Genomic DNA, 15,926 nt, shown 5'->3' on the forward strand with positions numbered 1-15,926 from the left:
AGATGAGTGAATTGTTGCAAGCCGTGGCTCTTGTGTTGCCTATTAAAATTGAAAGAGTATTTTGGGATGGCGATACTTTGATGCTTTTTTCGGCGGACTGGAGCTTTCGGACTGAGAGCGCGTGGCGCGTTTCTAAGGGGCGGGAACTGCTTTTCGGTTGTTGGGATGACGACGCCCTTGACCATGTTTCTGATCTTTTAGGTTTGTCTATTATTGAGGTGGGTTGGCTTATTGATTCTCAGCCAATCGATCCATTTTTCAAATTGTCTGATGGCCGCATCTTGAATGCATTTTGTTCGTTATCAACTGAGCCTTGGCTGATGGAGTTCTCGGACGGGGCCGTTTATTTAGGTAATACTTAATGCTATAAGATTTTTTTGGTGCAAAAGGATCGGCAATTGCTCTCCAGAATTTCGGTGGACGCACTAGTAACGTACTGATCGCTACGACGGGTGAACCTATCAACAAAGAAGGCTTGACTAAAGCTGCTAGAGCGCTAACAAAGCATGCTTGGTGTGGAGGGCATAAAGACGGTGCTGATCAATGAGGTGTTGCGCGATGTCTGAGTCCGCTCATTTTTTATGGTTGGTGATCTGTTTTGTGAGTTCTTGATATTTTTTAAGTTGTGTGATTCAGGCTGGGTCTCATTAACAGTTAGCGAGGAGTGTCAAAGTTTTTAAAGCTAGATTCAGATTTGGAATTGCTTGAGGTGTCTGAGATAAATGATGAGTTTGCGTATCCGATTTAGTCACTAAGTGGAGTCAGTAAGTGCCTGGGGTTGAAAATATTGTCGGTATATGAGTATGGGGTAAGTGATATAGATGAAGGCTGTATTGGAGTTTGTTTTGATTTTGGAGGCTCCGATCTTAGCGTGACTGAGTCTGATGAGTGTCTGTCAGTTACAAAAGGTGTGTTCAAATTTTCAGATAGTAAAATTTCGCTGCATAAGCTAAGGGTTTAGATTATGCGTAATGCATGCCAAAGTGGCGACTGGTAGGGCTGCTGCGGGTGTTGGTGCAAAAGGAGTTTTAATTACGATTGAACCAAAGATTGCCGATCAAATAAGTAAGCGGGGGGTGGGCGGAATGGGACTGATTACAGTTGAAGTGTCCGTAGAAGATTTACCTATCACTCCTACATTGGTGTGGTGTGGGACTCCTTTGTTTGATGTTGATGATGCAATCAGGCTGGTCGATTACTGCAAAAAAAACAACATAGTAGTTCTTGGTGTTGAGGGTTTTAAAATTAAGGGGGGCAAAAGAATTCCAGATATGGATTGTATTGTTGACTTTTCCGTGTCATTAAATGAAGTATGCTTTGCTGTGAAATCCATAGAGGCGAGTCGGATAATTATTGTGGATATAAGGGGTGGTGGTATTTTTATGGAGTTTGTGCTTGTTAGAATTTAGGTGAGGCGAAGTCGGCTAAACTGCATATTCCTACCTATCGTCCGAAAAATATCCATGCAAGACAGTAGGGGAAACATATCAAAGGTCACAGTAACTTTTAGGAATGACGTGGTGGTTTCAATAATGGTGTCGACTCGGCTGCGCTAATTAGTTGGTGCAAAAGGAATATCTATAGCAATCGAGTCAAAAAATTGCCGGTCAAATGGGTAAACGAGGATGGACGGAAAATGCTATCCAGTCTGTAATTGAAATCCAGCAAAAACTATTGTGACGACAGATCCTCATTTTGATTGCATTTCAGGCAGCTGCTTGAATGATTCCGCCACAGCGTATATTACTCTGCGGGCTGAAAATCCGCGTCAGTAGCAGCATTGCAACAACCGCCACAACCAGAACCCACCAGGCAGTAACAAAACTCCCCGTAAGTTCGCGAAGCCAACCCGTCAGCCATGGCGAAACCGCATTGACAAGAAACCCCGCGCCTTGCACGAACCCTGCAAGCTGAGCGGCTTCGCTGGGTTTGCGGCAATGGTCCAGGGTCAGGATCAGGCTCAGGGCGAAACAGGCACCCAGGCCAAAACCAATCAAGGCCACCCACACATACGGCGATTCCAGCGGCCACATGACCAGTCCGCTATAGCCCAGTGCCTGCGCTCCCAGGCTGACCGCCAAGAGCGGGCGCCTGTCCGTGCTGCGGTGGGCCAGCGCAGGCATCACCAGCGCAGCCAGTACCTGAAAAATGGTCATGAACGCCAGAAGCGAGCCGCTTTGTGCTGCACTCCAGCCCATCTGCAAATAGTAGGCGGGCAACCACGCCACCATGCTCATATAGCCACAGTTGACGAGGCCGAAGTACAGCGCCAGTAACCATGCGCGCCGGTTGCGCCACGGGCGCATGGCTGGCTCGCCCGCGGTTCGGGCACCGCTGGCAAAGGGCAATAAGCCCCACAGCACCAGTGCGACCAGAGCAGGCGCAAGCCAAATCCCCAGTCCGGCCTGCCAATGGCCAAAATGGCCGGCCACCAGCGGGCTGACGAGTGCAGCCAGGCCGCCGCCGGCCATAAGGGAGGCGGAGTACACCCCTAAAGCCAGCGCAACCCGCTGCGCAAACTGGCGCTTGATCAGCGCCGGAACCAGCACCTGGATCAGCGCAACCCCGGCACCGCCCAACAAGGCCGTGGCCATCAGGGTTTCTGCCTGATCGGCAGACAAGCGCCACAGGCAGGCGCCCAGGATCATCGACAAGCCCAGGGCCACGCCACGGCGCTCACCCAGGCCTGCCTGCAGGCGTACGCCGAGCAAGGCCACCAGACCCATGCAGATCACTGGCAGGCTGGTCAGCCAGGCACTGCTCTGGAAACTCATGCCCGTGTCATGACGGATCTCAAGCAACAGCGGGCTGATGGAGCTGAGCAGCGGACGCAGGTTAAGCCCCAGCACCACCAGCAATGCCCAATTGGCGAACACCCGCGCAGGGTGTTTATCCAGGCTCATGGCAGGCTTTCCAGTCACTGTAGATCTCGACCATGGCCGGTTGGGGTATGTGTTGTATCGCCAGTTTCTGTTCGCTCAACGGCAGCGCCAGTTGCTGATAAATCGCTGCCGTAGACAGCCCGAAGGGTTCCCCTTGCTGGTTGCTGGCGGCATACACCACTCGGGTTACGCCACACAGGTGCATGGCACTCAGGCACATGGGGCAAGGCTGGCCACTGGCATAGATCACGCAACCCTCCAGGCGCGGGCCCAGTTGCTGGCTGGCAGCCCGTATGGCCAAGAGTTCTGCGTGTGCAGTCGGATCCTGGCTGATATGGAGGGTGTTGACGGCCTCAACGATCACCTGGTCGTCTTTGACCAGTAGCGCAGCAAAAGGCCGGCCACCGGCGGCAACGTTGTTGGCGGCCAGGGCCACGGCGCGTTGCAGGTAAAACTCATCGCTATGCATAACAACTCCAGGGTGTGATTCAGTGCGCGCCGGCATCACGCAGCAATTGTGCGGTCACGCCCTGGCCGCGCTGCTGCGCTTGTTGCAGGGGGGTGTGGCCGTCGCTGTCCGGCAGGTTCAGGTCGGCACCGGCATTGATCAGCTGGGTGATGATCTGCTGATGCGCCGGGCCTCCGTCGGAGAGCACGATGGCTTCCATCAGGCAGGTCCAGCCCAGGCGATTGACATGGTTCAGATCAACCCCTGCTGCGATCAGCAGGCGTACCGTTTCAACATGTCCGCGTTCGCATGCCGGGATCAGGGCGGTGCCGCCATAGCGGTTGGTACTCTGCAGATCGGCACCGTGGGCCAGGGTCATTTGCAGGATTTCGTTACGCCCACTGGCGCCTGCCAACAGATAGGGGCTGTCACGCATCAGGTTCTTCTGGTTGACGTCGGCCCCGGCCTGGATCAAGGCCCGGGCGATTTCGATCTGGTTCGATCGGGTTGCCAGCAGCAGCGCGCTGCTGCCATCCAGCGCCTGTACGTTGAGGTCCGTGCCTTCACTGATCAGTTGGTGGACCCTGTCCAGTTCGCCGTCGCTGACGGCATTGAGGAGTGTCTTGTCGCTTGCCATCACCGCTCCCATTATCAACAGCGCGACCGTCAGCAGGCCGCATTTGCGTGTCAGGCTGCCCATGGTTGAGCCCTCTTTTACATCCCGTGAAAAGCCAGTATGGTCAGCGCAGCAGGTATTCTGAAATTAAATATAGCCATGCCTTTAAGTGGCAATGTGAATGGTGAGGCGGATGCTTGATCCCATACTGTTACGCAGTTTTGTCGCGGTGGTGGACTGCGCCAATTTCACCCGGGCGGCGCAGCGTCTGCATCTCACCCAGTCGACGGTCAGCCAGCAGATCCGCCGTCTGGAGGACAGCCTTGGCTGCAAGCTGCTCGACCGCGAACAGCGCCGGGTGATTGCCACCCCTGAAGGTGAGCGCCTGCTGGCCTATGCGCGGCGCATTCTGGCGCTTGATCAGGAAGCCCGCGATGTGCTGTTCAACCAGGCCAGTGAGGGGGTGTTGCGCCTCGGCGTGCCTGAAGACTTTGCTGCCGAGCGCTTGATGCCGATCCTTTCGCGGTTCGGCCTGGAGCACCCGGGAGTGCGCCTGGAAGTCACCAGCGGCTTGGGGCCTGAACTGATGCGGCTTTATCGCCAGAATGAATTCGACCTGTTATTGGTCAAGCAGATGGGGCAGGGCGATGATTGCCTGGCTTGCTGGCCCGAACCCATGTGTTGGGTCGACAGCCGTTCAGCGCCCGCACTGGGGCGCGAGCCCTTGCCGCTGGTGGCGTTTCCGGTGGGCGGTTTGTACCGCAATGAAATGCTCCATCACCTTGAAGTGGGGGGATGGCGCTGGCGCATCAACTACTCCAGCGCAAGTCTGGCCAGTGTCTGCGCCGCCGTGGCGGCGGGCCTGGGTATCAGCTTGTTGCCGTTGCGGGTGATCAGTCCGGAACACAGGGTGATTGATGCCGGCAGCGGCCTGCCAGATATCCAGGGGGTATTTCTGGCGTTGTATGGGCAAAACGCTCTGAGCCATGCGGGCAAATTGCTGCAATGCCAACTGCTGGATCTGTGCCAGACGCTTGCTAACGATGAGCAAGCTGGTGAACGAGCCCTTCAAAACGCGGCCAGTTGAGTGAGAGATAAAGAATTTGATCCTGTGATTCCAGAATGTTTGGAATTTGTGGGTGATTATCTTGTGCTGGAACATGACTAAAGTAGAGGTTTTACAGGTCAGGAGCTGATTGTCCTGAGCAGCCCAAGCCTTCACAGGCAAGCCAGTCACTACAGAGGTCACAGGTTATGGATACCAAACTCAAAGCGTTGCTTGATCGCGAAGAGATTCGCAATCTCAGAACCCTCTATGCACATCACCTGGACAGCAACACTATTGACGCCCTTGACGAAGTGTTCTCGGCAGATGCGGTGGTGGAGGTTACGGTCGGCAAAATGACGGGTATAGATGCCATCCGCAGTGGCCTCAATGATGCCTTCAAACTCTTCGATCGCGACCACCAGGGCAGTTATCCGTTTTTGCATGCGATCGCCAACCACTGGATCAAGTTGACCGGGCCCGATACCGCGCAAGGGCGTTGCTACCTGATTGATTTCGAGACCGCATCCAAGCCCGATCCGAACCCGCTGCTGTTGCTCGGGCTGTACGCCGACATGTACCGGCGTATCGATGGCGAGTGGCGTATCACCCATACCCGCCTTGAAGTGGTCTGGCCTGAGCGTGCAGCCTGATCCAGGGCCAGCTCCGAGGATTGAGCATGAACGATGCGCCTTTATCCAGGGCGCATTTTTGTTTGCGCAGAAGGTAAGCCCCGGGGTTTTACCCCTCTATTACTGCATGGCTTTGCTATTGTTCAGCTGCAGATCCTTAAACTTTAGCCTTGGACGCCACAATGACGGGCAACCCATTTGACGGTATTCGTGAGTTTGTGTCTGCGGCCCAGTCACTGAGCTTTACAGCGGCAGCCCTGGAGCTTGGCGTGACCAGTTCCGCCGTTGGCAAGAGCGTGACTCGCCTGGAGGCGCGCCTTGGCGTCAAGCTTTTTCATCGCACCACCCGGCGCCTGAACCTCACCAGCGAGGGTGAGGCCTATCTGGCCAGTTGCCTGCGGGTAATGGATGAACTGGCCGAGACCCAGGGCTTTTTGACCACCGGCCAACAGGAACCTGTCGGTCGGTTGCGGATCGATCTGCCGGCGGCCTTTGGTCGCCGACATATTTTGCCGACCTTGATCGATATGGCGGTGCGATACCAGCAGCTCGATCTCTCCATCAGCTTCAGTGAGCGGCTGGTGGATATCGTCAATGAGGGTATCGATCTTGTGGTCCGAATCGGTTCATTGAAGGATGACGCTGAAATAGTGGCCCGCAAGCTGGGCAGCCAGAGCCTGTTGATTTGCGCGACCCGCGAATACCTGCACAGGCATGGCACGCCCCAGGCACCGGCTGATCTCCTGCAGCATGACTGCATTGTCGGCTGGCGCAACGGCACTCGCAAAAGCTGGATGCTGGTGGATGAAAAGGGGCAGACCAACGAGCACGACGTGCGGGTCAAGCATGAGGTGGGAGACGGTGAAATGTTGCTGGACATGACACTGGCCGGGGGCGGCCTGGCCCAACTGCCCACCTGGCTGGTGCAGACGCATATCCAGCAGGGGTTGCTGGTGCCCGTACTTGAGCAATATGCCGGTGCCGAGATGCCTATTCACGTGATCTGGCCACGCACGCGCTACATACAGCCCAAGATCAGAATGGTCGTCGATGAACTGCTGGCACTGGCCCGACGCGATGCCGGGATTTTTCGCCCGGATCAGGGCGCGCCCAACCCCCAGGGTTCATGAATGCAGCGCCTCAAGCTCCATGACGTGAAGCGCTGCAGCTGAATACCGTTACAGGTTCGGCGAGTGGAAGGGGTAATCGACATAGCCTTTTTCGCCGCTGTTGCCGTAGAACGTGGCGCGGTCCGGGGTTGCAATCGGCCAGTTATTTTTCATCCGCTCCACCAGATCCGGGTTGGCAATAAAAGGCCGCCCAAACGCGACCAGGTCCAGGGCGCCTGATTCCAGTGCGGCTTGCGCCGACTCGCGATCAAAGCCGCCAGCGGCAATCAGTGTGCCTTGATACGACTCGCGAAAAGTCTGCGCAAAGCCTTCGGGCATGCGCTCGGCGCCAATGGTTAATTGATCGCTCAAGTGCACGTAGGCAATGTCGCGTTGATGAATGGCGTGAGCCACCGCGACCCAGGTCTGGGCTTCGTCATCAAACGGCGCCATGTCGAACAGGCGACCAAACGGCGAGATACGCACGCCAACCTTGCCACGCCCAATGGCGTCGGCAACCGCATCAATGGTTTCCAGCAGCAGGCGAATGCGGTTTTCGATTGAGCCGCCATAACGGTCGGTACGATCGTTTACACACGGATTGATAAACTGCTCGAACAGGTAGCCGTTGGCGCCATGAATTTCGACCCCGTCAAACCCCGCCTCGATAGCCCGGCGGGCAGCCTGAACAAAGTCATTTTTGATCGCTCCGACTTCTTCGGTCGACAGCGCGCGCGGCTGGCTGGCCTGGATCGGGCCCGGTTGACCGTGCTCGTCATAGGCATAGGTCATGGAGTTGGCCGCCAACTTGTTGCTGGATGACACCGGCGCACCGCCGTCCGGTTGCAGCGTGGTGTGGGATACCCGGCCGACATGCCAGAGCTGGGCGAAGATCTTGCCGCCGTCCTCATGCACGGCCCGGGTGACGTGCTTCCAGCCTTCCACTTGTTCCTGATTATAAAGGCCGGGGTTGAACAGATAGCCGCGGCCCTGGATGGAAACCGGCACACCTTCGCTGATGATCAGGCCGGCGCTTGCACGCTGGCGGTAGTACAGCACCGTCAAAGCGTCAGGAATATCGTTCAAGGCGCGGGCACGGGTCATGGGCGCCATCACGACACGATTGTTCAGTTCCATTCCCGACAAGATGTATGGAGAAAACAGAATACTCATAGGGCAGGGACCTCCGGTGTGGGGCGCTGCGTGGCGCCAGTCCGGGTCAATATACGGTGATATTGATCCCGGATAATCGGCCCTGGATTCCAAACATTGCGGAGTTGAATTCCATAATTTGCGGGGTTAATTACTCCAGAACAGTCGGATCGCGGCGGATTTCTTCCCGTGCCATGGCTTCCCACAGAAACGGGAAACCGTTGGCATCGGTGCGCTCTCCAGTGGCGAGGGCGACATGGGCAGGGAGCGGCGCGCCGCCACCGAGTGCCTCGACATGCCAGGCCAGGCGGCTGCGCCACTCCAGTGTGATCGCGCGCAAATGGGCCTGGCGAATGCCATTGGCGACCACTAGCACACCGTGGTTGGCGAGCATGGCCCATTTCTGGGCTCCCAGTGCCGTCACTACGGCGCGGCCGAGGACGGTGTCTTCGACTGTGCCGCGATACTCGTCATAGAGCACCGGGTCACTATCGACCAGGGCGGAGGTCTGGTCGTAAACCGGCGGGATGCGCCCCGCGGCTGACCAGACGCCTGCCCAGCGCGGGTGGTTATGGATGACCACCTCAACATCATGGCGCGCGGCATGTAAATCCATATGCAGGTTGATCGCCGGGGTGATGTTCCATTCGCCTTCGATGACCTTGCCGGTCTGGTCGAGGCGCAGGATGTCCGAGGCGGTTACTTCGCCCCAGGTGAGCTCCCAGGGGTTGGCCAAATAGGTGCCGTCGTCCTGCTTGACGGTGACATGACCGGCAATATGGTCGTTATAACCCTCTCGATACAGCACCCGGCACAGCAGCGCCACGCGTTGGTGCGCAGTCAGTTCGGGCAACAGTGCATACCGGCCTGGCCTGGGAATGTAGCGGGCCAGGAGGTCGTGATTAAGTTCATCGTTCTTCATTCTGGTGTGCTCCTCTGCAGCGGTTGTGATCCGTGAATGTTCCTTCAGAACTCACGCCTGCAAGGGTTCGCGGGCGAATACCGAGGTGCGCTGCATGCGCCGTTGATGGGGTTGGTAGTCCAGAATGGCGTTGTGCAGCACGCTTCGGTTGTCCCAGAGCACCATGTCACCGACACGCCAGCGATGGCGAAACCCGAATTGCACGTGCTGGCAGTGCGCGTGCAGATAGTCCAGGATCGCGTCGCTTTCAGAGGGGGCCAAGCCGTCGATATGGGTGGTGTAGGTCGGGCTCAGATACAGGGCTTTGCGACCGGACACCGGGTGCTGGATCACCAGCGGGTGCAGGTGGCGGCGGTTCATCTGCACGACCTCGGCATAGCGCTCATGGCTGACGACGCTCTGGCGCAGCGCTGCCGTCATGGGCCCGTTCATGTCGTGCCAGGCGCTGAGCCCGTCGAGGTAGTGCTGCATACGCCCGGACAGGCTGTCATAGGCCGTGGTCATGCTGATCCAGCATGTATCGCCGCCACAGGGGGGAAGGATCTGGGCGTGGGTCATGGTGACAATCGGCGGGTCGGGCAGGAAGCTCTCGTCGTGGTGCCACATATCCGCCCGGTCACCCAGCCTGGAGTCGATCACGGTGATCTGTTCAAAGCCTGCGCCCAGGTTGGGATAGAACGTGTGAACTTCGGGCTCGCCGAAATATCGTGCAATGGCCAGGTGTTGTTCTGGCTGTAGCCATGGGGCGTGCAGTACCAGGGCTTCATGTTTGACCAGCGCGGCTTCCAGTGCCGCCAGGGTTTGCGGCTGAAAAACAGTGGCAGGATCCAGGTCAAGCACTTCGGCGCCCAGGTGGGGGCCAAGGGGCTGGAGGGTGAGTGGTGAAGGCATGGGCAATCTCCCGGCAGGCTGAAATATCCGATCTTATAGAGGGCGTATCACTACACGTTTGGACGATGTCCGAGCGTCTCCAAAGATCATACTGACGTCATCAGGGTTGAGATATTCGCATTCTGCGGGCATCTGATTGCGTATTTAACCTAATGATAAAAAAGGAAAATATCTGAAATTAAGAACAGCAAAAAATACTCCGCTCGGGTTCCCATGAGCAAGCCAGCCGATGACAATACAAAGGGTCTGATGCCTGCGCTGCGCAAGCGGCCGGTGCAATCCCGCTCACGGGCACTGGTCGATGCTGTTGAGCAAGCCTGCCTGCAGATTCTGGATGAAGCAGGAGAGGCGGCGCTGACGGTCGCCCGCATCGCCGAGGTATCTGGTGTCGCGGTCGGCTCGATCTACCAGTATTTTCCCAGCAAGGATGCCATCGTGGCTTTGCTGTACGAGCGTGTGCTCGACGAAGAGTCCGAGCAGCTGCTGAAGGTGCGGGAAAAGTTGATTGGCGTGCCCCTGAAGTCGGCGCTGGAACAAATTCTGGCCAACATCATTCGCGTCGAAACACGCTTGTTCAGGCTGAACAAGGTGTTTCATTTGCGCTATCACTCGGCCTTGCACCTGGGCATGTGGCGCGGGCCATATACCACCACCGGGGAATTTATCGAAGCGACCTGGTTGCCGCTGCTGCAGTTGTATGAGGATGAAATATCCACGCAACACCCGGCCATGGCCGCTTACCTGCTCGGGCAGGGGCTGCGCAGTGTTATCCGCTCGGTACTGGAAGACATGCCAGACCAGCTTGAATCCAGGGCGCTGCTCGATAGCCTGGTGGCCATGGCCATGGGGTGCCTGCGGCCTTGCACGTGGGAGTGATCTGGCGGTCGGCCCGCTGTTGCGGCTTCGCACGCCGAGCAGTTGCGGGCGCTACACGGATCATCAGTCAGCTTGAAACAGCCAGTTGCACCTTGACCTTCTTTATCCTGCAACTAAGGTCGTGGTAGTGCACCCACCGCGCAGCGTCTGTTCTTGAGCGTGATCCGAAGGCAGGGATATGCAAATTAATCACCCATGTTCAGCACTACGCCCGTTTCTCTGGTACGCAGCCGTCAGCTTGCTGACCCTGGCTATGGCAGCGCAAGCCCATGCCGAAGACACCTGCAGCGCCTTGGCCGCCAGGGCCTTGCCCGATGCGACCATCACCGTGGCCGAGGCCATTGCCCCCGGGCAGTACCAAATGCCGGAAAACCCGCTGACCCGGCTGGCGAGTTTCTCCGGCATGAACCCGGCAGGGCGCCCCGCAGTCGGGCCAAACCCGGCCTTTTGCAGGGTTGCTGCCACACTCAGGCCCAGCAGCGATTCAGATATCAAGATCGAAGTCTGGTTGCCGCTCAATGGCTGGAACGGCAAGTTACTGGGTGTCGGCAGTTTTGGCTGGGGCGGAGCGATGATGTACCCGGCCATGCTCGCCGGGCTTGAGCAGGGCTACGCCACGGCAGCGACCGATACCGGACACGACAGCAGTACTGAAGAAGGCAAGGGCGGGCAGTTCGCCCTGGGCCACCCGGAAAAACTGATCGATTATGCCTGGCGCGCCGACCACCTGATGACGGTACATGCCAAGGAACTGATCAAGGCCTACTACGGAAAACCGGCCAGCCGGGCGTACTGGATAGGCTGTTCGCTGGGCGGCCTTGAAGGTCTGATCGAAGCCAGGCGCTTTCCCGATGACTACGATGGTATCGTCGCCGGTGCGCCGCCCAACCCGCTGGTCAAGTTCAATGCCGCCCAGCTCTGGCCCGGCTGGTTGCTCGGTCGCCACCGCGATGTGAACATGACCAAGGCCAAGCTCGAGATGGTCAGCAAGGCGGCGCTCAAGGCCTGCGCCACGCCCATTGGCCTCAAGCAGGGGTTTATCGACGATCCGCAGCATTGCGATTTTGAGCCTGAACAATTGCAGTGCAAAGGCACCGAGACAGCCGACTGCCTGACGGCGGGGCAGGTAGAGCTGATGCAGCAGCTCTATCGAGGGCCGATCAACCCGCGTACCGGGGAAGTGATCTTTCCTGGCGTGGCCAAGGGCAATGAAAACCTGCTCGGTGATTTTGTCGATGGCCAAGCGTTCCCGGTGGCCCTGGACCTGTTCAAGTACGCGGCTTTCCAGGATCCGGACTGGGACTGGACGACCATGGACTGGGACAAGACCGTGAATGAGGCTGTGAACAGGCTCGGGCCCTTGTTGCACGTTGACTCCAACCTCACGGCATTTTTCGACCGGGGGGCAAAGCTACTGCTTTATGTGGGCTGGAACGATTTTCATAACGGCCAGGAGCTGATCGACTACTACCAGTCACTGCTGCGCGATTCGGGCAAGGCGGCCCGGGCCTCGGCCCGGCTGTTTCTGATCCCGGGCATGGGCCATTGTTACGGCGGTGCGGGCTGCGACACCTTTGACAAGTTGGCCATTATCGACAATTGGGTGGAGCACGGCGTAGCACCGCAGCGCATCGTCGCTTCGAAAATTGAAGACGGCAAGGTTGTGCGCACCCGCCCGCTATGTGCCTGGCCGCAGGTCGCCCGTTACGCGGGCAAGGGCGATATCGACAATGCCGACAGTTATGCCTGTGTCGAAGTAACGCAATAGTGGTGCAAAAAAACAAAGGCCTGCATGAGAAGTCTCATGCAGGCCTTTGTGTACCTTGCGCCGGCGCTATTGCGCTGGTTTCAGCGGCCTACCAGCAGTTCTGCGGCCTGATCCAGTAATGCCAACGGGTCCTTGGCCTTATGGATATCCACCGACAGCAGTTGACGAAAGCGCCTGGCGCCAGGGAACCCCTGGCCCAGCCCCAAAATATGACGCGTGATATGGTGCATTGAACCACCCGCGGCTATATGCGCTGCGATATAAGGCCGCAACAGCGTGAGCGCCTCTACCCGCGAAATGACAGGGGCAGAACTGCCAAACAGACGTTGATCGACCTCGGCCAGAATATACGGGTTGTGATAGGCCTCGCGACCGAGCATCACACCATCAAACACCTGTAAATGTTCCTGGCATTGCTCGAGGGTCTTGATCCCGCCGTTGAGAATGATCTCCAGTTCAGGGAAATCGGTTTTCAACTGCGCGGCAACGTCATAGCGCAGAGGCGGGATATCGCGGTTTTCTTTAGGCGACAGCCCTTCGAGAATGGCAATACGCGCATGCACGGTGAAACTGGTGCAGCCGGCATCACGAACCGTACCGACGAAATCGCACAGTTGTGCATAGCTATCGCGGCCGTTGATGCCGATACGATGCTTGACCGTGACAGGGATAGCGACCGCATCGCGCATGGCCTTGACACAATCGGCCACCAGGGCCGGGTGCGCCATCAGGCAGGCACCGATCATATTGTTCTGCACCCGATCGCTGGGGCAGCCGACATTCAGGTTCACCTCGTCATACCCTGCATCCTGAGCCATGCGTGCGCAAACGGCCAAGTCAGCCGGAACACTCCCTCCCAGCTGCAAGGCCAGCGGATGCTCAGACTCGTCATGACGCAAGAAGCGCTCGGCATCACCATTAATCAGCGCGCCCGTAGTGACCATTTCGGTGTACAGCAAGGCGTTTTTGGATAGCAGACGCAGAAAAAACCGACAGTGGCGATCTGTCCAGTCCATCATGGGGGCAACAGAAAACCGCCGAGACAGCGCAGCCCCTGTGTTTACTGGCTTTGAAGCAATATTCTGTACCATTGTGCTCTACGTTTTTGCAGCGATTTTAGGGGGTAAAAGGGCGTATTTTGAAGTCGACTGGTACAATTTACCAATCAAAACAACAATTGTACCAGGCGATCATGGCCACTATCCGAGCACGCAAGCGTACTGACGGCAGCATCAGTTACACGGCACAAGTACGCCTGTTTTGCGATGGGTTGCAAGTCTACCAAGAGAGCCAGATCTTCGCCCGATAACAGACGGCCTGGCAGCTTTGGGTCGATTGCGGGACTTTGCAACAGGCAGCAATCGGACAGATGCAGCCACTCGAACAACATAACCTGAGCGCTGTTTTGCAGCGCCAAACGGTCACTTATGTTCCGCTGCCAACATTGATCTGAACTGGGAAATACTCTCTGAAGATAGCCCGGCACCTTCGAACACTGCGCAGGTGAAGCTAACGGGGGCAGGGCCTGGAGCGGTTATGATGCGGTCAGCAATCACCGCTATCGGACTGTTTCGATAAAACCCGTGACCTTCATAACCTGCAGCATTCTCTTGTAAGAAATTAGCACTGTTTGAGGTATGTGGAGTCTTGTCGAGAAGCCCGGCCCTCGCAAGTGCCAGAGTTCCCCCACAGATACCGGCAATCGTCGCTCCACTTGAACGACTGGCATGAAGAAAGTCTCGAATATCCGGTGCTTCTGCACGTTCCCAGACCATTCCCCCGATAACGACCACAACATCCGGTTTCCAGTCCAGGCATTGTTGCAAGTTACTATCGATCGTTACAGGCAGCCCGCCCTGCGAGTGGATCTGTCCCGGAGCAAAAGCGAAAAACCTGACGTCGATCCCGTAAAATGGGGACGCAGTTCCAGCTATAAAAGCATATTCCCAGTCAGCAAAACCGGGGCTCAGTATTAAACCTATGCGTGCCATCAGTCAGAATCCTCCATGAATGCCAACACCCTATGGCGACAATAAATGGATATCAAGGGCTGCTTTGGGTCGGATAGCAGTCGCTCGCAAAAATCTGCTCTCTACCTATATATGCCAGGACTCAGCCTCGACGTAGCGGGCCAACGCACGTTTGAGGTGGTACTAACGGTCGCGGTCGGTGGCTTGGGACAACTGGTCGAGCTGCTCCACGAGCGCCTCTTCAACACAGAATGACAACACGGGCGGTGCCATGATGGAATCCTCACTCTTGAGTGTATACAGCGTATACGGGTTCTAAAGCTGTACACCCAAGTGGCTGATGAGAACAGAGGTTTCTTGTAGCTTCAGACAAACGCACCGGTGTCTCTGCAAACTACCTGCGATAGCTTATTTTCGTCCTTGGGTGCCATTAAAGCGAAAAAAGGCCAGCCACATCATGGCCAGCCTTTTTGCTTGCTTGAACCACCACCTGAAAATCAGGCTGCCTTGTTACTGATGCGAACTTCGAGTTCCAGATCTGCACTGGCCAACATATTCACCAAAGCATCCAGAGAAAATTTTTCAATTTTCCCCTTGAGCAAATCATTCAGCCTTGGCTGAGTGATATGCAGCCGCTGGGCCGCTTCTTTTTGCGATACATCCCAGGTTTTCACTACCCGCCTGATGGCTCGCATCAACTGAGAACGGACACGCAGGTTCTCGGCTTCTTCTGGCGTATCAACCAAAGCATCCCAGACACTGGTAGGGTGTTCGTTTGACATACACTTTTCCTCTGATCAATCACTTGCTTACTAATTTTTGGACAACTGTTTTGCTACAAGTTCTTTTAAAAAAGTGACAGGTGTACTTTTTTTGAGTCGGGTCATAGCTAGGGCTTTACCCCTTCACCGTTGGTAAAGGGGATCGCCACGCCACCCTACGCTCAACCCAGCGATTTGTATCGGGTTCTACCCAGATCCAAATCACGCTTTTCCGTCTTTTGAGTTGTCTTGCGGAAGGCATGCAACACATAGATTGCTTCCGGCCGATTGACCACATAAAACACGCGAAAAGCCCCATCATCACATGCAATTCGGATTTCCTGAACACCCTTGCCAACGGATTTCATTGGCTTGAAGTCGTCAGGCTCTTCCCCTTCCTGCAGTAGTTCTAGCTGAAAACCTGCTCGCTTCCTAGGCACTTCAGGGAAGTCCCGCAGGTCTTGCAAGCTACTTCCAACCCACATGATTTCCTTCATTTCTCGGTTGGGCATCGCTGCACCTCCGTCTTATCAAACATTTTATGCATCTGAAAGTAGTCATCGGTCGCTTCCTCTCTGGTCAAAAATCGAACAGGCATGTTGCTCGTCTCACCTACGGATTCGCGTGTGCGAATCCACGCCTGCGAGATAAACATTATATCTGTTTTGATATAAATACAAGGTCATCTCTCATCACTGTTTTGCAGACATCAAGAGGTGGGGCCATCATGCATGCGAAATGCTCCCAGTGAGGCTACGAGTCCTTGTGCGGCTCATTTCCACGTTGGGATGCGGTCAGCCGCTTCCTGACGGTGCTGGTGAATCTGTGTAGGGATTTATTCAGATGTTGGCGAA

General features: G+C 56.4%; 17 protein-coding genes and 3 pseudogenes. 9 read left to right on the forward strand and 11 right to left on the reverse strand.

Annotated elements, in window-relative coordinates; all coding sequences use genetic code 11:
- Window positions 1-2: 2 nt before the first annotated feature.
- From QN377_RS06065 to QN377_RS06075, 3 genes and pseudogenes are all read left to right on the forward strand, one after another.
- On the forward strand, window positions 3-362 hold the full coding sequence (locus QN377_RS06065; protein WP_095018459.1) for a hypothetical protein: 360 nt from the start codon (window positions 3-5) through the stop codon (window positions 360-362).
- A gap of 609 nt (window positions 363-971) precedes the next feature.
- On the forward strand, window positions 972-1,409 hold the full coding sequence (locus QN377_RS06070) for a hypothetical protein (RefSeq protein ID WP_176464275.1): 438 nt from the start codon (window positions 972-974) through the stop codon (window positions 1,407-1,409).
- Window positions 1,410-1,596: 187 nt separating this feature from the next.
- Window positions 1,597-1,680 (forward strand): annotated as a pseudogene (locus QN377_RS06075) (colicin E5-related ribonuclease); the annotation flags it as partial.
- Between the two features lie 26 nt (window positions 1,681-1,706).
- On the opposite strand, the gene QN377_RS06080 reads toward QN377_RS06075, so the two are convergent.
- Genes QN377_RS06080 through QN377_RS06090 form a run of 3 tightly spaced genes read right to left on the reverse strand, consistent with a single transcriptional unit; the run spans window position 1,707 to window position 4,030 of the window.
- Complete coding sequence (locus QN377_RS06080) at window positions 1,707-2,903, reverse strand: CynX/NimT family MFS transporter (RefSeq protein ID WP_095018460.1); 1,197 nt, start codon at window positions 2,901-2,903, stop codon at window positions 1,707-1,709.
- Entirely contained in the window at window positions 2,890-3,351 is a 462-nt protein-coding gene (locus QN377_RS06085) for a nucleoside deaminase (RefSeq protein WP_095018461.1), read from the reverse strand. Before QN377_RS06085 ends, QN377_RS06080 begins: the two co-directional genes overlap by 14 nt.
- A gap of 19 nt (window positions 3,352-3,370) precedes the next feature.
- On the reverse strand, window positions 3,371-4,030 hold the full coding sequence (locus QN377_RS06090; protein WP_095018462.1) for an ankyrin repeat domain-containing protein: 660 nt from the start codon (window positions 4,028-4,030) through the stop codon (window positions 3,371-3,373).
- Window positions 4,031-4,139: 109 nt separating this feature from the next.
- Here QN377_RS06090 and QN377_RS06095 point away from each other — a divergent pair, with 109 nt between their 5' ends.
- The 3 genes from QN377_RS06095 (at window position 4,140) to QN377_RS06105 (ending at window position 6,753) form a co-directional block, all read left to right on the forward strand.
- Window positions 4,140-5,033 carry a LysR family transcriptional regulator gene (locus tag QN377_RS06095; protein ID WP_095018463.1) on the forward strand — a complete coding sequence of 298 codons (894 nt, stop codon included), beginning with the start codon at window positions 4,140-4,142 and terminating at the stop codon, window positions 5,031-5,033.
- A 167-nt stretch (window positions 5,034-5,200) separates the two neighbouring features.
- The gene (locus tag QN377_RS06100; RefSeq protein WP_095032363.1) at window positions 5,201-5,644 is read left to right on the forward strand and encodes a nuclear transport factor 2 family protein; all 444 of its coding nucleotides are present in this window, start codon (window positions 5,201-5,203) and stop codon (window positions 5,642-5,644) included.
- A 161-nt stretch (window positions 5,645-5,805) separates the two neighbouring features.
- Entirely contained in the window at window positions 5,806-6,753 is a 948-nt protein-coding gene (locus QN377_RS06105; protein ID WP_095018464.1) for a LysR family transcriptional regulator, read from the forward strand.
- A 48-nt stretch (window positions 6,754-6,801) separates the two neighbouring features.
- Here QN377_RS06105 and QN377_RS06110 read toward each other — a convergent pair whose 3' ends face one another.
- The 3 genes from QN377_RS06110 to QN377_RS06120 all read right to left on the reverse strand — a co-directional run bounded on the left by QN377_RS06110 (window position 6,802) and on the right by QN377_RS06120 (window position 9,697).
- Complete coding sequence (locus tag QN377_RS06110) at window positions 6,802-7,905, reverse strand: alkene reductase (protein ID WP_095018465.1); 1,104 nt, start codon at window positions 7,903-7,905, stop codon at window positions 6,802-6,804.
- A 130-nt stretch (window positions 7,906-8,035) separates the two neighbouring features.
- Window positions 8,036-8,806: a class II aldolase/adducin family protein gene (locus QN377_RS06115; protein WP_095018466.1), complete on the reverse strand. Its 771-nt coding sequence runs from the start codon at window positions 8,804-8,806 to the stop codon at window positions 8,036-8,038.
- 51 nt (window positions 8,807-8,857) lie between these two features.
- Complete coding sequence (locus QN377_RS06120) at window positions 8,858-9,697, reverse strand: TauD/TfdA dioxygenase family protein (RefSeq protein ID WP_095000038.1); 840 nt, start codon at window positions 9,695-9,697, stop codon at window positions 8,858-8,860.
- Window positions 9,698-9,910: 213 nt separating this feature from the next.
- Between QN377_RS06120 and QN377_RS06125 the strand changes: the two genes are divergently transcribed.
- Together QN377_RS06125 and QN377_RS06130 are read left to right on the forward strand one after the other, a co-directional pair.
- A complete protein-coding gene (locus QN377_RS06125; protein ID WP_095018467.1) occupies window positions 9,911-10,573 on the forward strand; it encodes a TetR/AcrR family transcriptional regulator in 663 nt (220 codons plus the stop codon).
- Window positions 10,574-10,751: 178 nt separating this feature from the next.
- Window positions 10,752-12,341 carry a tannase/feruloyl esterase family alpha/beta hydrolase gene (locus QN377_RS06130; RefSeq protein ID WP_095026182.1) on the forward strand — a complete coding sequence of 530 codons (1,590 nt, stop codon included), beginning with the start codon at window positions 10,752-10,754 and terminating at the stop codon, window positions 12,339-12,341.
- An 80-nt stretch (window positions 12,342-12,421) separates the two neighbouring features.
- On the opposite strand, the gene dusA is transcribed toward QN377_RS06130, so the two are convergent.
- A complete protein-coding gene (gene dusA / locus QN377_RS06135) occupies window positions 12,422-13,432 on the reverse strand; it encodes a tRNA dihydrouridine(20/20a) synthase DusA (protein ID WP_095018469.1) in 1,011 nt (336 codons plus the stop codon).
- A gap of 101 nt (window positions 13,433-13,533) precedes the next feature.
- On the opposite strand from dusA, the pseudogene QN377_RS06140 reads away from it, so the two are divergent.
- Window positions 13,534-13,647: pseudogene (locus QN377_RS06140) on the forward strand (integrase); the annotation flags it as partial.
- Window positions 13,648-13,762: 115 nt separating this feature from the next.
- Here QN377_RS06140 and QN377_RS06145 read toward each other — a convergent pair.
- The 4 genes and pseudogenes from QN377_RS06145 to QN377_RS06160 all read right to left on the reverse strand — a co-directional run bounded on the left by QN377_RS06145 (window position 13,763) and on the right by QN377_RS06160 (window position 15,584).
- Window positions 13,763-14,332, reverse strand: a complete 570-nt coding sequence (locus QN377_RS06145) for a DJ-1/PfpI family protein (protein WP_095018470.1) — start codon at window positions 14,330-14,332, stop codon at window positions 13,763-13,765.
- 165 nt (window positions 14,333-14,497) lie between these two features.
- Window positions 14,498-14,584 (reverse strand): annotated as a pseudogene (locus QN377_RS06150) (transcriptional regulator); the annotation flags it as partial.
- Between the two features lie 224 nt (window positions 14,585-14,808).
- On the reverse strand, window positions 14,809-15,093 hold the full coding sequence (locus tag QN377_RS06155; RefSeq protein ID WP_322212810.1) for a helix-turn-helix domain-containing protein: 285 nt from the start codon (window positions 15,091-15,093) through the stop codon (window positions 14,809-14,811).
- 161 nt (window positions 15,094-15,254) lie between these two features.
- On the reverse strand, window positions 15,255-15,584 hold the full coding sequence (locus QN377_RS06160) for a type II toxin-antitoxin system RelE/ParE family toxin (protein WP_095018472.1): 330 nt from the start codon (window positions 15,582-15,584) through the stop codon (window positions 15,255-15,257).
- Between the last annotated feature and the right edge of the window lie 342 nt (window positions 15,585-15,926).

Origin of the sequence: Pseudomonas sp. CCC4.1, assembly GCF_035019225.1 — a bacterium.
In the GTDB taxonomy this organism is placed as follows: domain Bacteria; phylum Pseudomonadota; class Gammaproteobacteria; order Pseudomonadales; family Pseudomonadaceae; genus Aquipseudomonas; species Aquipseudomonas bubulae.